Origin of the sequence: Bradyrhizobium sp. ISRA436, from assembly GCF_029910015.1 — a bacterium.
Taxonomy (GTDB): Bacteria; Pseudomonadota; Alphaproteobacteria; order Rhizobiales; family Xanthobacteraceae; genus Bradyrhizobium.
In genome coordinates, this window is sequence record NZ_CP094519.1 from 480,958 (window position 1) to 502,822 (window position 21,865).

General features: G+C 65.2%; 17 protein-coding genes. 8 read left to right on the forward strand and 9 right to left on the reverse strand.

What is annotated here, in order from left to right; translation table 11 throughout:
* Positions 1–10 precede the first annotated feature (10 nt).
* From MTX23_RS02330 to MTX23_RS02345, 4 genes are read left to right on the forward strand one after another with little or no spacing between them, the layout of a single operon-like run.
* Positions 11–484, forward strand: a complete 474-nt coding sequence (locus MTX23_RS02330) for a chemotaxis protein CheW (RefSeq protein WP_280975040.1) — start codon at positions 11–13, stop codon at positions 482–484.
* Between the two features lie 44 nt (positions 485–528).
* Complete coding sequence (locus tag MTX23_RS02335) at positions 529–918, forward strand: response regulator (RefSeq protein WP_280975041.1); 390 nt, start codon at positions 529–531, stop codon at positions 916–918.
* A 36-nt stretch (positions 919–954) separates the two neighbouring features.
* Positions 955–1,824, forward strand: coding sequence for a protein-glutamate O-methyltransferase CheR (locus tag MTX23_RS02340; protein ID WP_280975042.1), 870 nt, complete (start codon positions 955–957; stop codon positions 1,822–1,824).
* A 2-nt stretch (positions 1,825–1,826) separates the two neighbouring features.
* Positions 1,827–2,147 carry a PilZ domain-containing protein gene (locus MTX23_RS02345; RefSeq protein ID WP_280975043.1) on the forward strand — a complete coding sequence of 107 codons (321 nt, stop codon included), beginning with the start codon at positions 1,827–1,829 and terminating at the stop codon, positions 2,145–2,147.
* A 140-nt stretch (positions 2,148–2,287) separates the two neighbouring features.
* Here the strand turns inward: MTX23_RS02345 and MTX23_RS02350 are convergent, their stop codons facing one another.
* Positions 2,288–2,596 carry a hypothetical protein gene (locus MTX23_RS02350; RefSeq protein WP_280975044.1) on the reverse strand — a complete coding sequence of 103 codons (309 nt, stop codon included), beginning with the start codon at positions 2,594–2,596 and terminating at the stop codon, positions 2,288–2,290.
* 152 nt (positions 2,597–2,748) lie between these two features.
* On the opposite strand from MTX23_RS02350, the gene MTX23_RS02355 reads away from it, so the two are divergent.
* On the forward strand, positions 2,749–3,384 hold the full coding sequence (locus tag MTX23_RS02355; RefSeq protein ID WP_280975045.1) for a response regulator: 636 nt from the start codon (positions 2,749–2,751) through the stop codon (positions 3,382–3,384).
* A gap of 193 nt (positions 3,385–3,577) precedes the next feature.
* On the opposite strand, the gene MTX23_RS02360 is transcribed toward MTX23_RS02355, so the two are convergent.
* Entirely contained in the window at positions 3,578–6,709 is a 3,132-nt protein-coding gene (locus MTX23_RS02360; protein WP_280978340.1) for a PAS domain S-box protein, read from the reverse strand.
* A gap of 308 nt (positions 6,710–7,017) precedes the next feature.
* On the opposite strand from MTX23_RS02360, the gene araD reads away from it, so the two are divergent.
* Both araD and MTX23_RS02370 read left to right on the forward strand, forming a co-directional pair.
* Positions 7,018–8,757 (forward strand): L-arabinonate dehydratase, encoded by a 1,740-nt coding sequence (araD, locus tag MTX23_RS02365; protein WP_280975046.1) that lies wholly within the window; start codon positions 7,018–7,020, stop codon positions 8,755–8,757.
* 98 nt (positions 8,758–8,855) lie between these two features.
* Positions 8,856–9,575, forward strand: coding sequence for a ribonuclease activity regulator RraA (locus MTX23_RS02370; RefSeq protein WP_280975047.1), 720 nt, complete (start codon positions 8,856–8,858; stop codon positions 9,573–9,575).
* Between the two features lie 33 nt (positions 9,576–9,608).
* Here MTX23_RS02370 and MTX23_RS02375 read toward each other — a convergent pair whose 3' ends face one another.
* From MTX23_RS02375 to MTX23_RS02405, 7 genes are all read right to left on the reverse strand, one after another.
* Complete coding sequence (locus MTX23_RS02375; RefSeq protein ID WP_280975048.1) at positions 9,609–11,726, reverse strand: S9 family peptidase; 2,118 nt, start codon at positions 11,724–11,726, stop codon at positions 9,609–9,611.
* A 170-nt stretch (positions 11,727–11,896) separates the two neighbouring features.
* Positions 11,897–13,615: an iron ABC transporter permease gene (locus MTX23_RS02380; protein WP_280975049.1), complete on the reverse strand. Its 1,719-nt coding sequence runs from the start codon at positions 13,613–13,615 to the stop codon at positions 11,897–11,899.
* A gap of 335 nt (positions 13,616–13,950) precedes the next feature.
* Positions 13,951–15,003, reverse strand: a complete 1,053-nt coding sequence (locus MTX23_RS02385) for an ABC transporter ATP-binding protein (protein WP_280978341.1) — start codon at positions 15,001–15,003, stop codon at positions 13,951–13,953.
* A gap of 350 nt (positions 15,004–15,353) precedes the next feature.
* On the reverse strand, positions 15,354–16,538 hold the full coding sequence (locus tag MTX23_RS02390) for an aminotransferase class V-fold PLP-dependent enzyme (RefSeq protein WP_280975050.1): 1,185 nt from the start codon (positions 16,536–16,538) through the stop codon (positions 15,354–15,356).
* Between the two features lie 131 nt (positions 16,539–16,669).
* Positions 16,670–17,440, reverse strand: a complete 771-nt coding sequence (locus MTX23_RS02395) for an LssY C-terminal domain-containing protein (RefSeq protein ID WP_280978342.1) — start codon at positions 17,438–17,440, stop codon at positions 16,670–16,672.
* A 250-nt stretch (positions 17,441–17,690) separates the two neighbouring features.
* Positions 17,691–18,416: a thermonuclease family protein gene (locus tag MTX23_RS02400; RefSeq protein ID WP_280975051.1), complete on the reverse strand. Its 726-nt coding sequence runs from the start codon at positions 18,414–18,416 to the stop codon at positions 17,691–17,693.
* A 223-nt stretch (positions 18,417–18,639) separates the two neighbouring features.
* Positions 18,640–20,367 carry a hypothetical protein gene (locus MTX23_RS02405; protein ID WP_280975052.1) on the reverse strand — a complete coding sequence of 576 codons (1,728 nt, stop codon included), beginning with the start codon at positions 20,365–20,367 and terminating at the stop codon, positions 18,640–18,642.
* Positions 20,368–20,727: 360 nt separating this feature from the next.
* On the opposite strand from MTX23_RS02405, the gene MTX23_RS02410 reads away from it, so the two are divergent.
* The gene (locus MTX23_RS02410) at positions 20,728–21,570 is read left to right on the forward strand and encodes a caspase family protein (protein WP_280975053.1); all 843 of its coding nucleotides are present in this window, start codon (positions 20,728–20,730) and stop codon (positions 21,568–21,570) included.
* Positions 21,571–21,865: the final 295 nt, after the last annotated feature.

Sequence of the window (21,865 nt, forward strand, 5' to 3'; positions counted from 1 at the left end):
AACAGGAGCGATGACCAGCAAGAGCGAAGCGAGCGACGGCATCATGGCTGAATACGTCACCGCCGTGATCGGCGGGCAGCTGTTCGGGCTGCCGATCTCGCGGGTGCAGGACGTGTTCATGCCGGAGCGGCTGACCCGGGTGCCGCTGGCCTCCAGCGAGATCGCCGGCGTGCTCAACCTGCGCGGCCGCATCGTCACCGTGGTCGACATGCGCGCCCGGCTCGGCCTGCCCCGGGCCGGCGACGGCAGGGCGATGATGGCGGTCGGCGTCGACCTGCGCGGCGAATCCTACGGGCTGCTGATCGACCAGATCGGCGAGGTCCTGCGGCTGCCCGAGGCGGGCCGCGAGGACAATCCCGTCAACCTCGATCCCCGCATGGCCAGGCTCGCCGGCGGCGTCCACCGCCTCGACGGCCAGCTCATGGTCGTCCTCGATGTCGATCGCGTGCTCGAATTGATGCCCGACGCCAAGGTTGCTGCGTAATACGCTGGCCGCGAAGACGGCTGGTTCAACAAGGAGGCAAACACATGAAGACATGTCTTGTTGTCGACGATTCTGGCGTGGTGCGGAAGATCGCACGCCGCATCCTCGAAGGAATGGATTTCACTGTTATCGAGGCCGAGGACGGCGAGAAGGCGCTCGAGGCCTGCAAACGCGCGATGCCAGACGCGGTGCTGCTCGACTGGAACATGCCCGTGATGGACGGCTTCGAATTCCTCGTGCAGCTCCGCCGGATGCCCGACGGCGATGCACCGAAAGTGGTGTTCTGCACCACCGAGAACGGCATCGATCACATCTCGCGTGCGCTGCATGCCGGCGCCAACGAGTACATCATGAAGCCGTTCGACAAGGAGATCGTCACCGCGAAGTTCCAGGAAGTCGGGCTGCTTGCACTCGATCTGCCCACCGAAGCCTGACGCCAGTTTCATCTTTTTTGCCCTTGCGAGGCTCCAGTGACGCCCCCCGACTACGAGTATCTGCGTAAGCTCCTGAAGGATCATTCAGGGCTCGACCTGTCCGCAGACAAGCAGTACCTGATCGAAAGCCGCCTGCTTCCGCTGGCGCGCAAGTTCGGTTTGTCCGGCATCCCTGACCTGGTGACGAAGATCAAGGGCGGTTCGTCCTCGCTCGTCGTCCAGGTGGTCGAAGCCATGACCACCAACGAGACCTTCTTCTTTCGCGACAAGGTGCCGTTCGATCACTTCCGCAACACGATCATGCCGGAGCTCCTGAAGGCGCGTGCCGCACGCAGGAGCGTCCGGATCTGGTGCGCCGCGGGATCGACGGGTCAGGAGCCCTATTCGCTGGCGATGTGCCTGAAGGAGATGGGTGCAGTACTGGCGGGTTGGCGGGTCGAGATCATCGCGACCGACCTGTCGCAGGAGGTGCTGGAGAAATCGAAGGCCGGCATTTACAGCCAGTTCGAGGTGCAGCGCGGACTGCCGATCCAGATGCTGGTCAAGTACTTCAAGCAATCGGGCGAGTTCTGGCAGATCAATCCTGAATTGCGCACGATGGTGCAGCACCGCCAGCTCAACCTGCTGCACGATTTTTCCCAGCTCGGCGCCTTCGATGTGATCTTCTGTCGCAACGTGCTGATCTATTTCGATCAGGACACCAAGATCAACGTCTTCAACCGCCTCGCCAGATCGATGGAGGCCGACGGCTTTCTGGTGCTGGGCGCAGCCGAAACCGTGGTCGGCCTGACGGACGGATTCAAGCCGTTCCCCGAACGGCGCGGCCTGTATCGGCCGAGCGGCGCGCGGACGTCGGCGGCAGGAGCCGTCCTGCCGAGGGTTGCCGCCATGGCAGCGAGGCTTTGACCATGACGGAAGATGGCAAACTCGTCGAACGCGTCACGTTCAGCAGGGGCTTTGATGTCTGTATCATGGCCATCGACGGCACCTGGCGGCGCGACTGCCGGCTCGACGCCATCTCCGACACGGACGCAGCCCTCACGGTGGAAGGTTCTATTCAGGGGCTCAATCTAAAGGAGTTTTTCCTGCTGCTGTCGTCAACCGGGCTCGCCTATCGCCGTTGCGAACTGATCCGTGTCAACGGCACCGAAATGGACGTCGGCTTCCTCAAGGGCAAGCCGAGCAAGAAGCGATCAGCCTCCGGCGAAGCCGTCCGGGTCGGGGCCTGACCTGGCCGCGCGTTCCGTCAAATCTGCCATCATCCCGAACTGAGCGCGGAACAGATCGCGATCTTATGTGTTGGAGCGCCAATGGCGCAATCTGCGTGACAGCCGTCCGTCGCGGGCGCGGTCGTTTCCGGACCGGCGGATCAGTTTAGGATGTGTGTCGGGGTCTCGGAGTCGAGCAGCCGACCAAGCGCGGCACCGAGGCCAACGTCACAGGCTTTCAAGGCAGTGGATGCGACCATATAGCGTGGCATAACATCGTCCAGGACGAAGATGTTGCTGGCGGCGTCCTGCTCGGCGAGCAGGGCTTCACGCGCAATCTCGGACTCGATCAGCCGCAGGCTCGCCTGGACGTGCCCGATCAGCGCAACCAGGTCCGCCACAATCATGTTGTAGGGATCATTGCCTTCGTCCGAGCACGCCGCAACGTTATCCGCCGCTGCATTTCTCATGCATGTTCCTCCACGACCTCCACTTTTAGGGAATGCGGTGCTACTTGTGCGTTAAGCGGACGTCCCGTACAAATACGGGTCCATTGATCGATACGGTCGAGAGATATTTTGTGGGGCTAAGCACCACGCTTCACCACTGATGGACGATGCACATGGCTGAGAATGGCGTTCCCCGCGGGGAGATTTTCGTAGTCGACGACGATCCTGCCGTTCGCGAGACTCTTTCCGTGGTTTTGTCGACAGCCGGTTACAAGGTGATCTGTTTTGCGGACGGCGCCGCGCTGCTTTCCGTTGCGCGAAGCAGGACGCCGGCGTGCATCCTGCTCGACGTGCACATTCCCGGCAAATCGGGTCTCGACATCCTGAAGGAACTGCACGGCGAGGACTATCCGGCGCCGATCTTCATGATCTCGGGGCAGGGCGATATCGCGATGGCGGTCAGCGCCATCAAGAACGGCGCGCTGGATTTCATCGAGAAGCCATTCCGCGGCAACGAGATCGTCGCCCGGTTGAATGAAGCGATCGAGGCCTACACAAGGCGCCGCACCGAGACTTCGGCGTCGCGCATCGCCTCGCTGCATTTTCCGGGACGCGAGCCGCTGACCCGCCGCGAGCGCGAGGTGCTCGAGCAGTTCACTTCAGGCGCGTCCAACAAGGAGGCCGGACGTCATCTCGGCATCAGTCCGCGCACCATCGAGGATCACCGCGCCAACATCATGAAGAAGCTCGGGGCGCGCAACGCCGCCGACCTCGTCCGCATCGTGATGACGGCACAGCGCCAAGCCTGATTTCCGCGCAACCTTCGAGAGTTGCCGCGCTGATTGAAGCAGAGCCGGCATCCGCGAGCTCACATCTATAGCGCGATGAGATTGGGTTGAATCGTCATCGGGCTTTAGCTCTCTGTTTGAGCATGATCTCCGCGCAAGCGCGTTCCGCATTTGTCGCGAGGGAGAACCGCTTTACACTTTTCCGGATCACGCTCTAATCGGCGAGCGCCTTGCGGATCATCGCCGCGAGTTCCGACTTGCGATAGGGCTTGGGTAGCAGCAGCACGCCTTCGTCCAAGCGCCCGTGATGGATGATCGCATTCTCGGTGTAACCCGAGGTGTAGAGGACCTTGAGGTCGGGCTTCATCCTGAAGATCCGTTCGGCAAGCTGGCGGCCGTTGAGCCCGGGCATGATCACGTCGGTGAACAGCAGATCGAACGGCTTGCCGGCCTCGACGATCGCGAGTGCTTCATTGGCATTCGCGGCCTCCAGCGTGACGTAGCCGAGACCGTGCACTTGTGCGAGCACGTAGTCGCGGACCAGCTTGTCGTCCTCGACCACCAGGATCGTCTCGTGGCCGCCCTCGAATTCCAGCGCCGCCGCCTCCTCGGCCGCGACCCCTGTACCGGAAGCCGCCGGAAGATACATCCGGATCGTCGTTCCGTATCCGTGCTCGCTGTAGATCTTGATGTGCCCGGCGGACTGCTTGACGAAGCCGTAGACCATGCTGAGGCCGAGCCCGGTGCCCTTGCCGGGGCCCTTCGAGGTGAAGAAGGGATCGAACACCTTGTCGAGCATGTCGGCGGCAATTCCCGTCCCCGTATCGCTCACTGCGATCATGGCATAGGGACCGGGCCGCACGTCGCCATGCGAGCCGGCATAGCTCTCGTCGAGCACGACGGATGCCGTCTCGATCGTGAGCCGGCCGCCCTGCGGCATGGCATCGCGGGCGTTGAGCGCGAGGTTGAGCAGGGCGTTGGCGAGCCGATTGGGATCGACGACCGCCAGGCACGTCTCGTCCTCGAAGGCCGACTGGATCTCGACCTGCTCGCCCAGCGTCCGGCGCAGCAGCTTGGTGGTGTCGATGATCAGTGCGTTGACGTCGATCTCGCGCGGCTCGAGCGGCTGCTTGCGGGCGAACGCCAGCAGTTGCTGGGTGAGATCGGCGCCGCGCGACGCGGCCTCGTCGATCATCCGGGTGATCGCCGCGAGCTGCGGCTGGTCCTTTACGGCGTCGGCCAGGATCTCGATCGTCCCGGTGACGACGGTGAGGATATTGTTGAAGTCGTGCGCGATGCCGCCGGTGAGCTGGCCGACCGCTTCCATCTTCTCCGACTGCCGGATCCGATCCTCGGCGGCGATCTTTTCGGTGAGATCGCGGATGAAGCCGTTGAACACGAATCCATCGCGGGTCTTCAGTGCCGAGATGCTCAGCTCGGCGGTGAATTCGCTGCCGTCACGGCGCCGGATCTGCGCCTCGCGGCGGGGTTGGCGCACCTGTTCGCCGCCGGAGCTCAGGAATCCGGCGAGCGCCGTCCTGAGCGGGCCGTCCGGCCGGCCCATCAGGTCGAAGACGTTGCGGCCGATCGCCTCCTCGCGGGTCCAGCCGAAGATCGTCTCCGCCTGGGTATTCCAGTCGCGGATGATGCCGAACTGGTTGATCTGCACGAAGGCGTCGAGCGAGCCGTCGATGATGCCCCTCGCGAGCTGCGCGCTCTCGCGCAGGCTTTCCTCGGACTTGCGGCTCTCGGTCATGTCGTACGCCGACTTGACGATGCCGATAATGGCTCCCGACAGCGCCTTGATCGGCGCGGTCGAGAGTGACACGTCGACCGTGCTGCCGTCCTTGCGCAGGCGCACGGTCTCGCTTTCCTCGATCCGTTCACCGCGGCGGATCCCGCGAATGATATCGTCGATCTCGGTGCGCCGGTCCGGGGGCACGATCAGGGAGATATGTCGGCCGACCGCCTCGTCGGCGCTGTAGCCATAGAGCCGCTCGGCAGCCGGGTTCCAGCCGGTGATGATCCCCTCGAGCGACATCGTGATGATGGCGTCGTTCGAGGATTCGACAGCCGATGCGAACAGGTACTCGCGCTCGGCATGGTGGTCGCGCGCCGCCTCGGTGCGGCGATGCTCGGCGACCTCGCGCTCGAGCGCCACCGTCTTGGCGTTGGCCTCGTCCATCACGCGGACGAAAGCGCGCGCCAGCACGCCGGTCTCGCCGCCGGCGTCGACCGGAATCGCCGCGGTGCCCTTTTCGCCGACGCGCTCGACGGCGGCGGTCAGTCGCGTGATCGGCCGGGTCAGCGATCGCGCGATCAGCCAGGCCAGGACGCCCGCGCCGAGCACCGCCAGCAGGCCGACCTGGATCGAACTGTTGCGGATCGCCATCGCTGGCGCCATGAACACCGTATTGGGAACGGCTTCGATCACCGCGATCCATTGATGTCGGGCCAGCGTGGCCGGCGCGAGCGCGATCCCGATCCATTGTCCGGCGGGATCGCTGCTCATGGTCGAGGTGCTTTGCGTGGTTCCGCTCGCGGCTGACAGCGCGGGCATGTCGCGCTGCCAACTCGCCGGCCGGCCAAGCTGGGCGCCGAATTCGCGGCTGCGGTCGGGGTTCACGAGATAATTGCCGCTCGCGTCGACCACATAGGCCTGTTCGCCGGGCCGCACCGAGGCGCGAACGCGCTCGAGCACCGGCCGCATGTCGATATTGACGATGACGATCCCGAACGGCTTGCCGTCAGGCGCCGCGACCGGCTTGGCGACCATCATGATCGGCGCCGGCGGCGTGTCGATGACGCCAGCTTCCTCGTTGAGGCGGATTGGAGAAACGTAGATGCCGTCGGCTCCCAGATTGATCGTGTCGCGGAAATAGTCGGCGTCGCCGACCTGCTTCAACTCCGCCTGCGGCACGATGCGGGCGGTACCGTTCGGACCGGAGCGGTCGACGCGGACGAGTTCGCGATGACCGTCCGCAACTCCGATGAAGCGGAGTGAATAGGCGGGCTTCAGCGCCATCTGCACGGCGAGCCGGCCTTCCAGGCGCTCGCGCCACACCGCCTCCGTGGTGCCGTCGACAGGATCGATCCCGCCATTGAGCCGCGCGCGCATCAAGCCGTCGATGGCGGCGAGGTTATGGAACGTCGTGATGTCGGCGGGCGCGCTCTGGACGTACGCCTCGAGGGCAGCCGCGGCGAAGCGCGATTGCGCCTCGATCCGGTCGAGGACCCGCGGGATCAGGGCCTGCTCGAGGCTGCGATAGCTCAGCCATCCGACCGCGGAAACCGCGATCGCGACGAGCGCGATCATTGCGATGGCGAGTCTGCTGGTCAGCGTCATCGGTGCGGTCGCAGCTTTCCGCTTGTCCGGGCGCGCGAGATGATGGGCCACCCGATACTCATGCGAATCCGCGGCCGGTTGCACTGCCGTTCCCCGCGCCCGGATGTGTGCTCTCGCCTGCCGCGAACCGTTCCTGCAGGGGAAGGATCCGCTTGACCGTCATGTTCAGTGAAGTCCGCCTCCTGATCGACGGGCTAGGACACCCCAGCCAAATTCGAGTATATGCACCGCGACCGATTTATAAGCCCTTTCCGGTAACTGAAACACTAGCCTATGCAGGCGACCTCGACAGATATGGGGCCCCGAACATGACGCAAAAGAACAAGACCCCCGGCCAACTGCGCAGCGCCCGCTGGTTCGCGCCCGACGATTTGCGCGCCTTCGGCCATCGCTCCCGCGCGATGCAGATGGGCTACGCGCCGGAGGAGTGGCGAGACCGGCCGGTGATCGCGATCATCAACACCTGGTCGGACGCGCAGCCCTGCCACATGCACTTCAAGAGCCGGGTCGACGACGTCAAGCGCGGCGTGCTGATGGCCGGCGGGTTTCCGCTGGAGCTGCCGGCGCTGTCGCTGTCGGAATCGCTCCTGAAGCCGACCACGATGCTCTACCGCAACATGCTGGCGATGGATGCCGAGGAGCTGCTGCGCGGCCACCCCGTCGATGGCGTCGTGCTGATGGGCGGCTGCGACAAGACCACGCCGGCGCTGCTGCTCGGGGCCACCAGCATGAACCTGCCCGCGATCTATCTGCCGGCCGGCCCGATGCTGCGCGGCAACTGGAAGGGCAAGACGTTGGGCTCAGGGTCGGATGCCTGGAAATACTGGGACGAGCGCCGCGCCGGCAAGATTTCCGACAGGGATTGGGTCGACATGGAGGCCGGCATCGCCCGCAGCTACGGCACCTGCATGACCATGGGCACGGCCTCGACCATGACCGCGATCGCGGAAGCGATCGGCATGACGCTGCCGGGCGCGTCGTCGATCCCCGCAGCCGACGCTAACCACATCCGCATGAGCTCGGAGGCGGGCCGCCGCATCGTCGAGATGGTGTGGGAGGATCTCACCCCGCAGACGATCCAGACGCGAAGCGCATTCGAGAACGCGATCGCGGTCGCGATGGCGATGGGCTGCTCGACCAACGCTATCATCCATCTGATCGCGCAGGCGCGCCGCGCCGGGCAGGACATCTCCCTCGACGATTTCGAGACGGCGAGTCGCAAGGTGCCCGTCATCGCCAATGTGCGGCCGAGCGGTGACCGCTATCTGATGGAGGATTTCTTCTATGCCGGTGGGCTGCCCGGCTTGATGAGCCGGATCAAGGAGCACCTGCATCTCGACTGCATGACGGTGTCGGGCAAGACCCTCGGCGAGAACATCGCGCACGCCGAGGTCTACAACGACGACGTCATCCGCACCGTCGCCAACCCGATCTACAAGGAGGGCGCGCTTGCGGTCCTGAAGGGCAATCTTGCGCCCGATGGCTGCGTGATCAAGCCGAGTGCCTGCGATCCGCGTTTCCTCAAGCACACCGGGCCGGCGCTGGTGTTCGACGATTATCCGTCGATGAAGAAGGCGGTCGACGATCCTGATCTCGATGTCACGGCGGATCATGTGATGATCCTGCGCAATGCCGGTCCGCAGGGCGGGCCGGGCATGCCGGAATGGGGCATGCTGCCGATCCCGACCAAGCTCGTGAAGCAGGGCGTGCGCGACATGGTGCGGCTGTCGGACGCGCGGATGAGCGGCACCAGCTACGGCGCCTGCATCCTGCATGTTTCGCCGGAATCCTATATCGGCGGCCCGCTGGCGTTGGTGAGGAACGGCGACCTCATCACGCTCGACGTCGCCGCGCGCACCATCAATCTCGATGTGCCGGAGGCGGAGCTGGCGAAGCGCCGCGCGGAATGGAAGCAGCCCGAACGGCGCTTCGAGCGCGGCTATGGCTGGATGTTCTCCAGGCACATCAAGCAGGCCAATGAGGGCTGCGACTTCGATTTCCTCGAAACCGGTTTTGGCAAGCCGGTGGGCGAGCCTTCGATTTATTGACTCCGTCGTTCCGGGCGATGCGAAGCATCGAACCCGGACCTCGAGATTCCGGGTCTGGTCCTTCGGACCATCCCGGAATGACAACTGGGATGAACAATATGTCAAAACTCAGCGACACCACCTGCAACAAGCTGAAGTCCGTCTCCACCGCTACGGTGGCGACCGCGCTGTTCAAGCGCGGCTTCCGCATCCAGGCCATCCAGGATGTCCACCCCTTGAGCCCCAATCAGCCGACCATGGTCGGCGAAGCCTTCACCTTGCGCTACATGCCGGCGCGCGAGGACCTCAACAAGATCGATGTGTTCCGCGATCGCTCGCATCCGCAGCGCAAGGCGATCGAGGATTGTCCGGCCGGCAGTGTGCTGGTGATGGACAGCCGCAAGGACGCGCGCGCCGCGTCCGCCGGTGCGATCCTGGTGACGCGGCTGATGAAGCGCGGCTGTGCCGGCGTCGTTACCGATGGCGGCTTCCGCGACGCCGCCGAGATCGCCAGGCTCGGCTTCCCCGCCTTTCACCATCGGCCGAGCGCGCCGACCAATCTCACGCTGCACCAGGCGATCGAGATCAACGTGCCGATCGGTTGCGGCGACGCGCCGGTGTTTCCCGGCGACGTGATCCTCGGCGACAGCGACGGCGTCATCGTGATCCCCGCGCATCTCGCCGACGAGATCGCCGATGAGACCTTCGAGATGACCGCATTCGAGGATTTCGTGACCGAGGAAGTCCACAAGGGCCGCAGCATTTTTGGGCTCTATCCCGCGACCGACGAGCAGACGCTGAAGGATTTTGCGGTGTGGCGGAAGGCAAAGGGACGGTAGTCCGTTTCTTACCCCCGCGTGCGGGGGTGTCTTTTACACTTCTGCCCTCTCAGCCATCCCGACCGCCCACAGCGCGAACGCATACACGATCGCGACTTCGTCGAGCCGGTCGAAGCGGCCGGAGGCGCCGCCGTGACCGGCGCCCATGTTGGTCCGCAGCAGCACCGGGCCGCCGCCTGTCATGGCGGCGCGCAGCCGCGCAATCCACTTCGCCGGCTCCCAGTAGGTGACGCGCGGATCGGTCAGCCCGCCCATCGCGAGGATTGCGGGATAATGCTTCGCGGAGACATTGTCGTAGGGCGAATAGGACATGATGGTGCGAAAATCCTTCTCGCTCTCGATCGGGTTGCCCCACTCCGGCCATTCCGGCGGCGTCAGCGGCAACGTATCGTCGAGCATGGTGTTGAGCACGTCGACGAACGGCACTTCGGCAACGATGCCGGCGAACAGTTCGTCGGCGCGGTTGGCAACCGCGCCCATCAGCATGCCACCGGCCGAGCCGCCATGGCCGACGATGCGCTTCTCGCCAGTGTACTTTGCATCGATCAGCGCGCGCCCGGCGGCGGCGAAATCGTCGAATGTGTTGGGCTTCTTCTCGCGCTTGCCTTCGAGATACCAGCCCCAGCCCTTGTCGGCGCCGCCGCGGATATGCGCGATGGCGTAGACGAAGCCGCGGTCGACCAGCGACAGCCGGTTGGCGGCAAACGACGCCGGCATCGCCATGCCGTACGAGCCATAGCCATAGAGCAGCAAAGGCGCCTTGCCGTCACGGACAAAGTCCTTGCGATGCAGGATCGAGACTGGAACCTGCGCGCCGTCATGCGAGGTCGCCATGATGCGAGTGGTGACGTAGTCAGCCGGGTTGTGGCCGGACGGGATCTCCTGACGCTTGCGCAGCACCCGGGTCCGCTTCGCCATGTCATAGTCATAGACTTCCGAAGGCGTTGTCATCGACGAATAGGAGAAGCGCAGGTTCGTGGTCTCGAACTCATAGCTGCCCATGGTGTCGAGCGAATAAGCGGCTTCGTCGAAGGCGATCGCGTGCTCTTCGCCGTTGCTAAGATCGCGAATGACGATCGCCGGCAGCGCGTTGGCGCGTTCCAGCCGCACCATGTGGCCGGCATAGAGCTCGACGTCGAGCACGTAGACGCCTTCGCGATACGGGATCAGGTCGCGCCAGTTGGCGCGCTCGGGTGCAGAGAGCGGCGCGGTCACCACCTTGAAGTCGATGGCGTCGTCGGCATTGGTGAGGATGTAGAGCTCGTCGCCGCGGTCGGCGATCGAATATTGCACGCCTTCCTCGCGCGCAGCGACGAGGCGCGGTGGTGCGTCCGGATTGGAAAGGTCGATCAGCCGCTGCTCCGAGGTCTCGTGGTCGCCGCCGGCGATCACGCAGAACCGGCCGCTCGAACTTTCGTGCAGATGGGTGAACCAGCCGGGATCCTGCTCCTCATAGACCAGGATATCGTCCGCCTGCCTGGTGCCGAGCTGGTGTCGCCACACCTGCATGGGGCGGTGATTGTCGTCGAGCTTGACGTAGAAGAAGCTCTTCGAATCCTTGGCCCAGACCACGCCGCCGTCGGTCTCCTCGACGCAATCGTCGAGATCGCCGCCGGTCGCCCAGTCGCGCACGCGGATCGAGAAATACTCGGAGCCCTTGGTGTCGGCGCTCCAGGCGTGCAGCCGGTGATCGTCGGAATGCCGGCTGCCGCCGAACTTGAAATATTTGTGGTCCTTCGCCAGCGCGTCGCCGTCGAGCACGACATGGGTGTCGCCGCCGTCGCGCGGCGTGCGACAGAACAGTTCGTGCTGGCCGCCTTCGCGGAACTTGCGGAAGTAGGCGAACGGGCCGTCCGGCGACGGCACGCTGGAATCGTCTTCCTTGATCCGCCCGCGCATCTCCTTGACGAGCCGCTTCTGCAAGCCGTCGGTATGGCCCAGCAGGGTCTCGGTATAGCCGTTCTCTTCCTCCAGATATTTGCGGATATCGGGATCGAGGATCGAGGGATCGCGCAGCACCTCCTGCCATTTCGGATCCTTGATCCACGCATAGTCGTCCGTCACCGTGATGCCGTGGGTGGTGAAGGTATGCGGCCGGCGCGGCGCGACGGGCGGCGGTTGCAGGGGTGTCTTGATAGCGGCTTCGGTCACACGATCCTCATTGTGCAGGGGTTCCGCCTTATATCGGGATGAATGCGGCGATTGCCAGATGGGCGAGCGCCCGGTTTCCGTCGTCATTGCGAGGAGCGAAGCGACGAAGCAATCCATTCTATCCCCGAGGGGGACGATGGATTGCTTTGCTTCGCTCGCAATGACAGCGGTTAGAACTGCCCGTTCCTCAGCCTCGCAGCGGCGTTGCTGCCGGAGATCGGGATCTGGTTCACCGCCAGCACCACGGCGAAAGTGATCACCAGCATCGCGATGCCGAGCACCGCGATCGCGGCGAGGTCGCCGCCTTCGTTGAGATCGTAGATCAGGACCGACAGCACCTTGGTCTGCGAGGTGAACAGCACGATCGCTGCCGACAGTTCCCGCATCACGCCGATGAAGATGAAGCACCAGGTCGCGATCACGCCGGTGCGCAACAGCGGCGCGGTGATCTGGCGCAGCGCCTGCAGCCGGGTCGCGCCGAGGATGCGGCTGGCTTCCTCGAGCTCAGGGTGGATGGTCGCGAACGCGGCCTGCAATTGCTGATAGGCCGATGGCAAATTGATGGTGAGGAACGCGAGCAGCAGGATCCACAGTGTGCCGTAGAGCACGAAGGGCGGGCGCGTGTAGCTCAGGAACAGGCCGACACCGAGCACGATGCCGGGCACTGCGACCGGCGCGGTGGCGAGGAACGCGAGCAGGCGGTAGCCCGCGATCACCCGCCGCGTCGTGATATAGGCAATCACGAGCGCGAGGATGGTGCCGATGGTCGCGGTCGCGGTGCCGAGGATTACGGTGTTCTTCAGCGCGAGCTGGGTCGAGGACAGCTCGGTGAACACAAAGACGACGTTGTGCAGGGTTAACGTCGACGGTGTCACCAGCGTGGTGGCGTTCGGCGAGAGTGCGGCGTTGAGCAGCGCCAGATAGGGCAGGAACACCGGGTTGAGCAGCATCACGAGGCAGAAGCCGAGTGCAACATAGCGCCAGCCGCGTAGCTCCACCCGGCGCGGCGCGCTATATTTGTCGCCGATCACCGAATAGCTGCGTCGGCCGAGCAGGAATTTCTGCCCCTGCAGCAGGAGGATGGTGAGCAGCAACAGCGGCACGGCCGCGGCGGCGGCGAGCTCCAGTTTCGGCGGATATTGGAACAGGCTCCAGATCTTGGTCGTCATGGTGTGGAAGCCGGCCGGCAGCGCCAGGATCGCGGGCGAGCCGAACAGGGTCATCGCCTGCAGGAACGCGATCAGCGCGCCCGCGACCAGCGCGGGCAGGGCGAGCGGGATCGTGACCCGCCGCGCCGTGGTCCAGGCGTTGCCGCCGAGGATCGCGGAGGCGTCCTCCAGCTCGCCCGGCATGGTGTCGAGCGCATTCGCCACCAGCACAAACACGAACGGGAAGGTGTAGCAGGAGATAACGAAGATGATCCCGGTCAGCGAATAGATGTTGAAAAGCGCGTCCGCATCCTCGCCCGCGAACAGCCGGTAGAGCTGGTTCAGCAGTCCCGAGTTCGGCGCCGCCAGCAATTCCCAGGCGATCGCGCCGAGGAACGGCGGCGTCACGAAGGACGCCGTCACCAGCGCGCGGATGATCTGCCGGCCCGGCATGTCGGTGCGCGATACCAGCCAGCTGATCGGTGCCGCGACGATGCAGCAGATCAGCGCTGACGTGACCGCGATGATCGCGGTCGTCAGCAGCGGATCGAGGAAGTCGGGGTTGCTGAAAAGGGTCGCAAAGTTCTGCAGCGTGAGGTGCCGGTCCTTGTCGGTGAAGGCGAACGCCACAAGCCATGACAGCGGCAGCAGGATCAGAAGCATCAGCACGGCCGCGAACAGCCAGAGGACGGGACGCGTCCAGTCGGTGCGAGGCTTGGGGACGGGGGAGGAGGTGGTCATGGCGTCCCCGCCTGCTGAGCTGAGCTCCCTCGCCCCGCTCTTCGCGGGGAGAGGGTTGGGGTGAGGGGCTGCCCCCGCGGACACCGAATGCGCGGAGACTCCCCCTCACCCGCCGCACATCTTGCGATGCGCGGCGGCCTCTCCCCGCAAGCGGGGCGAGGCACCCGCGAGACCCAGCAGTTCTTCGTCGACTTCACCGGGCAGCACTCGGTGCATGCGCAGGTACAAAGGAAGCCGGCCAGCCGGTCGGCGAACGCGCCGTGATGGCCGACGGCAATGAATTAGGGACATCGCGTCTGGAAATTTGCTTCCGCATCGTGTCCCTCCGTCTCTTGTTATCGGCTGAGCGCCCGGCAGCGCTCGGGCGGCAGCGTCAGCCAGACCTCGCTGCCCTTGTCGACCGCAGTCTCGGTCGGCGTGGTGACCCGCATCGACGTGCCGTCCTCTGTCTCCACCATGTAATCGCGGTTCATGCCGAGATAGACCTGCCGCGTCACCGTGGCCTTCAGCGTGTTCTGCGGCGAGGCGGGCGCCTGCGTCGACAGCTGGATCTCATGCTGGCGGATCGCGACCGGCGCGGTCTGGCCGGCCACGAGCTTCGTGCCGACCACCTGCAGCGTCGCGCCGGCAAACGCGACATGGCTCTCGTCGCGCGCGGTGCCCTTGATCACATTGGCCGCGCCGATGAAGCGTGCGACGAACTCGGACTCGGGGTGCGCATAGATATCTTGGGGCGTGCCGAGCTGGTCGATCTTGCCGGCATTCATCACCGCGATCAGGTCGGCGGTGGTCATCGCCTCCGACTGGTCATGGGTGACGTAGACCGTGGTGTAGCGATATTCGTCGTGCAGCCTGCGGATCTCGAAGCGCATCTCCTCGCGCAAATTGGCATCGAGATTGGACAGCGGCTCGTCGAGCAGCAGCGTCTCGGGGCCGACGATCAGCGCGCGTGCCAGCGCGACGCGCTGCTGCTGGCCGCCGGAGAGTTCGCCGGGATAGCGCTGCGCCAGCGGTTCGAGCTTGGTCGTCGCCAGGATCGCGGCGAGCCTCTTGGCGATGGTGTCGCGATCGACCTTGCGCAGCCGCAAACCATAGACGATGTTCTCGGCGACCGTCATGTGCGGCCACAGCGCGTAGCTCTGGAAGATCATCGACATGTTGCGCTGCTCGGGCGGCAGCGTGCGCGCCTTCGAGGAGACCACGCGGTCACCCACTCGGATTTCGCCGTCGGACGGCTCGAGGAAGCCCGCGATCAGCCGCAGCGTCGTGGTCTTGCCGCAGCCGGATGGCCCGAGCAGGCAGACCAGTTGGCCGTGATCGATCGTGAGGGAGACATCGTCGACCGCGACAAACGATCCGAATCGCTTGACCAGGCTGCGCAATTCCACCGACGCCAAGCGATCCCTCCATTCTCGTTATTTCGCAGGGATCAGTGCCCGGCTGTTGCCGGCAGTAAAGCGGAAAATGATGACGACGAAAAGTGTTCGTGCCCTCTCAAAAAGTCTTGGCACGTCTCCGTTCCGTCATCTCCGCGCAAAGCCCTTGTCGCTGGAGGTGCGGGCTTGCGGCGCGCTAGCGCCGCTGGGCGAGCCTCGAAGGTGTACGGCCCGGATGTTCCGGCGTGTGCGGATTCGCGGAGCCGAGAGTTGCCGTCGATCCTTCGAGACGGCCGCTTCGCGGCCTCCTCGGGAATGACGAGTCAAGCATGTGCGTCCGCGACGTCGGACGCACGACCAGCCTACGCCTTCACGTTCTCGCCGAGCCACTGCACGGCGGCGTCGGTTCCGCCCTTGCCGTGCGGAATCCTCAGGGCGTTGAGCGCGACCTCGACGACGCCGAGTGTGCCCAGGACCATCGGTGCGTTGACGTGGCCCATATGCGCGATGCGGAAGGCCTGTCCCTGCAGGTCGCCGATGCCGGTGCCGAGCACCACGCCGCATTTCTCCTTGGCGTAGCGCTGGATCGCGGCGGGATCGGCGCCCTTCACGGTCACGGTCGTCACCGTGTTGGAACGCTCGGCGGGCTCGGTGATGTTGAAGCCGAGCACCTGTCCCTCGGCCCAGACCGCGACCGCGCGACGTACCGCCTCACCGAGCAGCCGGTGCCGCTCGAAAGCATTGTCCAGCCCTTCGGCGTGCAGCATGTTGATCGCCTCGCGCAGCGCGAACAGCAGGTGCACCGGCGCGGTGCCGGCATATTTGCGGTAGTGCTCGCTGCCTTCGCGCTCGGTCCAGTCCCAATAGGGCGTGCGCAGATCGGCCTTTTTGTGCACCTCCCACGCGCGGTCGTTGGCGGCGACGAAGCCGAGACCGGGCGGGGTCATCAGCCCCTTTTGCGAGCCGCTCATCGCGACGTCGATGCCCCATTTGTCCATCTCGAACGGCGTGCAGCCGAGCGAGGCTACGGTGTCGACCATGAAGAGGGCGGGATGGCCTGCGGCTTTGATCGCCTTGCCGATCGCCTCGATGTCGTTGTAGGCGCCGGAGGCGGTGTCGACCTGCACCGCGAGGATCGCCTTGATGGTATGCTCCTTGTCGCGCCGCAGCCGCGCCTCGACCTCGGCGGGGCGGATGGCACGGCGCCAGTCGCCCTTCAGCACCTCGACCTCGGCGCCCATCGCGGCCGCCGCCATGCCCCAGCCGATCGCGAAGCGGCCGCTCTCCAGCACCAGCACCTTGTCGCCGCGCGACAGCACGTTCGAGAGCGTCGCCTCCCAGGCGCCGTGGCCGTTGGAGATGTAGATGTAGGATTTGCCCTTGGTGGCGAACAGCTTCGAGAGATCGCGCAGCAGGCCTTCGGTCAGTTCGACCATCTCGGTGGAGTAGATGTCGAGGGCCGGGCGATGCATTGCCTGCAGCACCTGATCAGGCATCGTGGTGGGCCCGGGGATGGCCAGAAATTCCCGGCCCGCGCGAACGGTCATCTTCTTGTTCCTTGGGTAAAACGCGCAAATCAAGCGTGTGAGGGATCAGGTGAGGAAGATATGCGATCAGGCCCGCGATTGCGAGCATGGCGAAGCAATCCAGAGCTTCGAAAAGTGCGGGACACGGCCGCCTATTTGCCGATCGCGTCGACGACGGCGTGCCAGACCTGGTCCTTGAATGCGGTCGCGGCCGGGCTCGGGATCTGTTCGACCGTGCCGTGATGCTTCTTGCAGGCCTCGACCAGGCGCAGCACCCAGATTTCGCCGTCGGTGTAATAGAGATCGCCGCCGCCGTTGCGGCCGGCGAGCGTCGGACCGATCCCGGTGACCTGATATTTGGCGGTGACGAGACCGGCGGATTCCAGATCGGTGGCGAGCAGCGCGCGCTCGGCGTCGAGGTCGGGCGCGATGTGATGGGTCACCGCGCCGGTGTAGTGGCTGACGCCGACGCTGCGGTCGAGTGTCGCGGCGCCGAGCCACACCGGGCGCTTCTCCTCGCCTGACGCGAGCACCTTCCAGAAGCGCACATGGTTGCGGCGATCCGCGCTCGATCCGACCGGCTTCTCGAAGGCGAGGTCCTCGCGCCGGCCGAGATAGAACAGGTTGCTGACCGGCGCGTCCTTGTAGGGGCGATCGAGCAGCACGCTGCCTACGATCTCGATCGAGGACTTCAGCGTGATGCGATCGGCCGGGTACCATCCCGCCTCGTGCATCGCGCAGACCACGTCGGCGAGGTCGCCGATCAGGCCGACGTTCATGGGATCGCCGGGAATGCCCTGCGCAGTGCGCGTCACCATCGGCAGATCAGCGAGGCCCTTCTGGTGCTCGTAATGCTTCCAGAGCTCCGGCAGCACCAGATAGGCCGCGATCAGATACGTCGCCACGACGAACAGCAGCGCCATCGCGACGCGCCGGATGCGGTGGCACCTGTGCGCCGCGTGCGGATCGCTGGGGATGTCGGTCACGAGATGTGGCCCGCTCTCACCTCTCCCGCCTGCGGGGGAGGTCGCATTGCATCGCAGATGCGATGCGGGTGGGGGCTCTTTCCGCAATGCGACTCGTAGAGAAAGCCCCCACCCCAACCCTCCCCCGCAAGCGGGAGAGGGGGCGCATTGTGGATGCGGCCAGAAAGCACTCGCATCTATCAAGCTGTCAGCGCCGCGTCTCGCGGCAACCGGCGGCCTCGGCCTCCTCGACCGAGCAGAACCAGCGCGTGCCCTTGCTGATCTTCATCTCGATCCGTGCGTACCAGCGGCTGGTCGGTTTGTGATAGATGCACTCGCCGGAGCGGTTGACGTTGCCCTTGATGGTGCAGTCGGGCGAGGGCGCGACCGGGCCGGAGGCCGACGCGAGCAGGATCGCGTGGGCGCTGTCCGGCACCTTCGCGGCGCCGAGCACCGGCGTTTTCTTGTTGCGCACGCGCCAGTCCCACGGCGCGATGAACGCGCCCTGCCACATCCCGGCCTTGGCCTCGCGCGCCGCCTTCTGGTCCGCCTCGTAGTCGTGCGAGATGTGGGTGTTGGCCAGCGCCCAGCCGCTGCCGACCAGCCATTTCTGGATGTCCTCGCCGTCGACCTGGCAGCGCGCGATGGTGCGGCCGCGGCGATCGACCGAGCGGGCGTGGCAGGTCCAGCTCTTGTTGCCGGCATGCTTGACCAGCGCGTCGCGCGCGGCAACGCCGCAGGTCCAGCGCTCGCCCTTGGTGTTGAGGCAGAGCTGGTCGGTCGACGGCGCGTCGATGCCGCCGAGCCGGATGCGGACGCTGCCGATCATCACCTGGTCGCCGTCGCGGATCTTCGGCACGCCGGTGATGTCGGCGGCATGCGCCAGCGTCGGCAGCGACAACAGCAGGCCAGCGGTGAGCAACGTCTTGAGCATTGGCAATCCCGGCGCGGACTTGAGCGTTCAAATCTCATTGCCCACGGATTGTGCGGGCAATTGGGCAGCGGTGCCAGTGGCGTTGTGTTGCAGCCGGTTTCAACTTCACGTCATCCCCCTACGAATGAGCCATTCGCCTCCTCGACGGTCCGTAGGATGGGTAGAGCGCAGCGAAACCCATCATCTGTCCCCGTGCATCGATGGGTATCGCTTCGCTCCCATCCTACGGGACCGTCATTCGCTTCCGCGCCAGCGCCAGCGCCATCAGCACGAAGGCCGACGTCACCTCCGGTCCGCCGACCAAAATGCGCGTCGGCGTCTTCATCTTGTTCCACTCATAGGCCCTGTAGGGGCCGCGGCGGCCGCCTTCGCCGATGGTCTGCACGATGCAATGCAGCGCCGGCGTGAAGCTTGCGACCTCCGCGCCAAGATGCGCCAGCGCCATCAGCGCCAGCGCGGCGTCGAACGGGTTCATTTCATTGGTGATCAGCTCGTTCATGACGTAGCCGAGCACGCGGGCGCGGATCAGCGCGAACACGTTGCCGGGATCGATGACGCGCTGGGCTGCGAGCGGCAGCGCGATGAAGGCGGCGTAGCAGCGGCCGAAATAGGCCGAATAGAGCTCGGGCAGATAGTAGATGTGCGAGCGCGGGTTCTTGAACGCGCCGCTTTCGACCAGCCGTTTCTGGAACGCGATGATGCGATGCACGGTCTGAAGCCGCTCTGGCGTCTCGATGATCTTCCAGCGCGCAAGGTTGCGGAACGAGACCTCGAGGATGTCGAGGTTCAAGGTTGGATCGAGGTCGTTGCCATAGGGCCGGTCGCCATTGAGATTGTCGATCCAGGTGACGACGCCGCCCTCATAATCGATGTGGTCGTTGAGCGGCACGGTGACGCGCGGCTCGTTGGCGCCGGATCGCACCTGGTAGCCGCGGTAGAAATCGAGCAGCGGCTGGTCGAGGATCGGGTCGTCGGCTCCCGCCTGCGTGGCGGCGGAGAACGAGCACGCCGTGGTGTCGCAATCGGGCACGTAGATGCCGAAGCCGAGATCCTGCTTGATCTGGGCGAAGAAGCGCGAGAAGCGCGGATGCCGCCCCGGCGCCAGCGCGGTGATCACCTTCACAACAGAGCCGTCATGCGACGGCACCTCCTCGGCGCTGGTCTTCAGGCAGAAGTCCACCATGTCGGAGATCGCGCGCCGCGCAGCTTTGGTCTGGTCCGGCGACGCGAGCCCGGTCTCGATGAAGCCGAGCAGTGCCTCGGTGAAGAACGCGTCGTAATAGGCCGAGCGGTGGCGGATCTGCACCGGCTCCCACATCGGCTCGGCGATGCCGCGCCACGGCGGATTGATCAGCGCGCGCGCCGGCGAATGCGCGATGAAGATGCGGGCGAGAGCGAACAGCAGCGTCGAGTTCTTGTAACCGCGCGCGTTCAGGCCGGTGAGCGCCATCAGCATCTCGCGCCCGCTGATGTCGGCATCGCCGAGTAGATTGAACGCGGCATAGGTCGGGATGAAGCCGTTCCTCGCGAAGGAGCGCAGCAGATGCGCGCCGCAGCTGCGGATCACCCGGTCGATCTCGGCCATGTCAGGTGCGCGCCCCGACACTGCTGCGGCCGGCGGCTGCGGGTGGCGCACATCGATGTCATCAATCAACTCGGCGACGGGGGCGCCGATCGCGGCCCAATCGGGCGCCGCGGCGTCGCGGGCGGCGGTCAGCGCCGCGCGCAGCCGGTCAAGCCGCGCAGGATCCTTCAGCGCCGGCAGGCCGGTGCGGCGGAGCAGCGACCGCAGCGCCGGATTGCCGAGCGCGGTCCGGTAAAACTGTCCGAGATGGGCGTCGCCGCCCCGATATTTCAGCAGCAGGGGATCGCAGACGTCGTACAGCGACGGGCCGTCCTTTTTGGCCGTCAGCGCCCGGCACACCGCCCCCGCAATCCCGTGAAAGCCCATGAAACCCTTTCTCAAGGAACCGGTTAACGCCGTCAGGGCGGACGATGTTTCCGCGCTCCGCCCAAAAAGCCCGCAAGTCTTTGGGAAGGCTACATGAATCCATGGGAAACTCAAATGTGATTGGGGTCACATAACGTCTGGCCAACGCCGTCAATGGCCATGTGCGATCGGCCCCATGCGCCAAACGGGTTGCTCCCGGCGCCCGCTCGGGTTAAGGGTTTGTTTGTTGCGATGCCGCAAACAGAGCTGAACTCACCGGCACACACGTAAGCAACCCCATTAAACCTGACCGGATCGAACGCGACTAACTGGCGCGGCCATGTTGAGCGCCTTGGGATAAGGATTGGGACTAGGTACGCCATGAACCTTAGGCAGCTTCGCATTTCCCGCCGCACCATTGCGGTCGCCGTGGCGCTGGCAGGCACGGTGTCGCTCGCGATCGGCGCCCATGCCGCGCTGAACAAGCGTTCGCTCGACGCCGCCAAGGCTGTTACCACCGAGCAGGCCACCGGCGCCGTCACCACCGGCGCGTCCCATCTCGCGCTGATCATCGGCAACGGCCATTACCCGGACGCCTCCGCGCCGCTCGCCCAGCCGATCAACGACGCCCGCACGCTGTCGGCCGCGCTGCGCCACGACGGCTTCGATGTCGACGTCGTCGAGGACGCGACCCGCGACGACATGGTCCGCGCGGTCGAGCGGATGAAGGCCAGGATCCGCCCCGGCACCGTCGTGATGCTGTTCTTCGGCGGCTACGGCGTGCAGGCCGGCCGCGAGAGCTACATGATCCCGGTCGACGCCGCGATCTGGAAGGAAGCCGACGTCAAGCGCGTCGGCGTCAGCGTCGAATCCGTGCTCGATGCGATGAACGAGCAGGGCGCCAAGACCAAGCTCGTCGTGCTCGATGCCTCCAGGCGCAATCCCTATGAGCGCCGCTTCCGCGCCTATTCCCACGGCCTCGCCCCGATCAGCCCGCCGGAGAACACGCTGGTGCTGACCTCGGCCGCGCCCGGCAAGGTCGCCGACGATTCCCGGACGGCGAACAGCGTGCTGGTGTCGGAGCTCCTGACCAACCTCAACACCCAGGCCGGCGTCGAGGCCGCCTTCAACAAGACCCGCGCCGCCGTGTCCCGCGTCAGCGAAGGCGAGCAGGTGCCGCAGGTGTCCTCGTCGCTGCTGGAAGACGTCAAGCTCGGCGGCTGACGTTAGCGCGCACGATCCGCGCGGCCTTCTTCACAGAGTGATCCTTGTCGATGGATTGCCGGGTCAAGCCCGGCAATGACGGTGTCGGCTTTCCGAACAGCATCCGTGTGGAGAAAGCCCTCCCCCGCAAGGGGGGAGGGAGCCTGACATGCGTGCTCGCCTCACATCGCGCGGCGGCGCCTCACCCACGTATTGGCACTGGCAATCACGGCACGTCTATCTCCGCAGATCGCGTGAGGTAGCCGCCAGCGGACGGGTTCCCTCCCCCCTTGCAGGGGAGGGTTAGGGAGAGGGG

Bases quoted from the DNA above. Each gene is read 5' to 3' on its own strand.
- MTX23_RS02350 (WP_280975044.1), bottom strand. From the start codon at position 2,596: ATGAGAAATGCAGCGGCGGATAACGTTGCGGCGTGCTCGGACGAAGGC.
- MTX23_RS02335 (WP_280975041.1), top strand. From the start codon at position 529: ATGAAGACATGTCTTGTTGTCGACGATTCTGGCGTGGTGCGGAAGATC.
- MTX23_RS02360 (WP_280978340.1), bottom strand. From the start codon at position 6,709: ATGACGCTGACCAGCAGACTCGCCATCGCAATGATCGCGCTCGTCGCG.
- MTX23_RS02395 (WP_280978342.1), bottom strand. From the start codon at position 17,440: ATGGCGCTGCTGTTCGTCGTGGCGACGTATCTGATCGCGGCCTATCTG.
- MTX23_RS02370 (WP_280975047.1), top strand. From the start codon at position 8,856: ATGTCAAAACTCAGCGACACCACCTGCAACAAGCTGAAGTCCGTCTCC.
- MTX23_RS02380 (WP_280975049.1), bottom strand. From the start codon at position 13,615: ATGACCACCTCCTCCCCCGTCCCCAAGCCTCGCACCGACTGGACGCGT.
- MTX23_RS02400 (WP_280975051.1), bottom strand. From the start codon at position 18,416: ATGCTCAAGACGTTGCTCACCGCTGGCCTGCTGTTGTCGCTGCCGACG.
- MTX23_RS02355 (WP_280975045.1), top strand. From the start codon at position 2,749: ATGGCTGAGAATGGCGTTCCCCGCGGGGAGATTTTCGTAGTCGACGAC.
- MTX23_RS02330 (WP_280975040.1), top strand. From the start codon at position 11: ATGACCAGCAAGAGCGAAGCGAGCGACGGCATCATGGCTGAATACGTC.
- MTX23_RS02405 (WP_280975052.1), bottom strand. From the start codon at position 20,367: ATGGGCTTTCACGGGATTGCGGGGGCGGTGTGCCGGGCGCTGACGGCC.
- MTX23_RS02345 (WP_280975043.1), top strand. From the start codon at position 1,827: ATGACGGAAGATGGCAAACTCGTCGAACGCGTCACGTTCAGCAGGGGC.
- MTX23_RS02390 (WP_280975050.1), bottom strand. From the start codon at position 16,538: ATGACCGTTCGCGCGGGCCGGGAATTTCTGGCCATCCCCGGGCCCACC.
- araD (WP_280975046.1), top strand. From the start codon at position 7,018: ATGACGCAAAAGAACAAGACCCCCGGCCAACTGCGCAGCGCCCGCTGG.
- MTX23_RS02410 (WP_280975053.1), top strand. From the start codon at position 20,728: ATGAACCTTAGGCAGCTTCGCATTTCCCGCCGCACCATTGCGGTCGCC.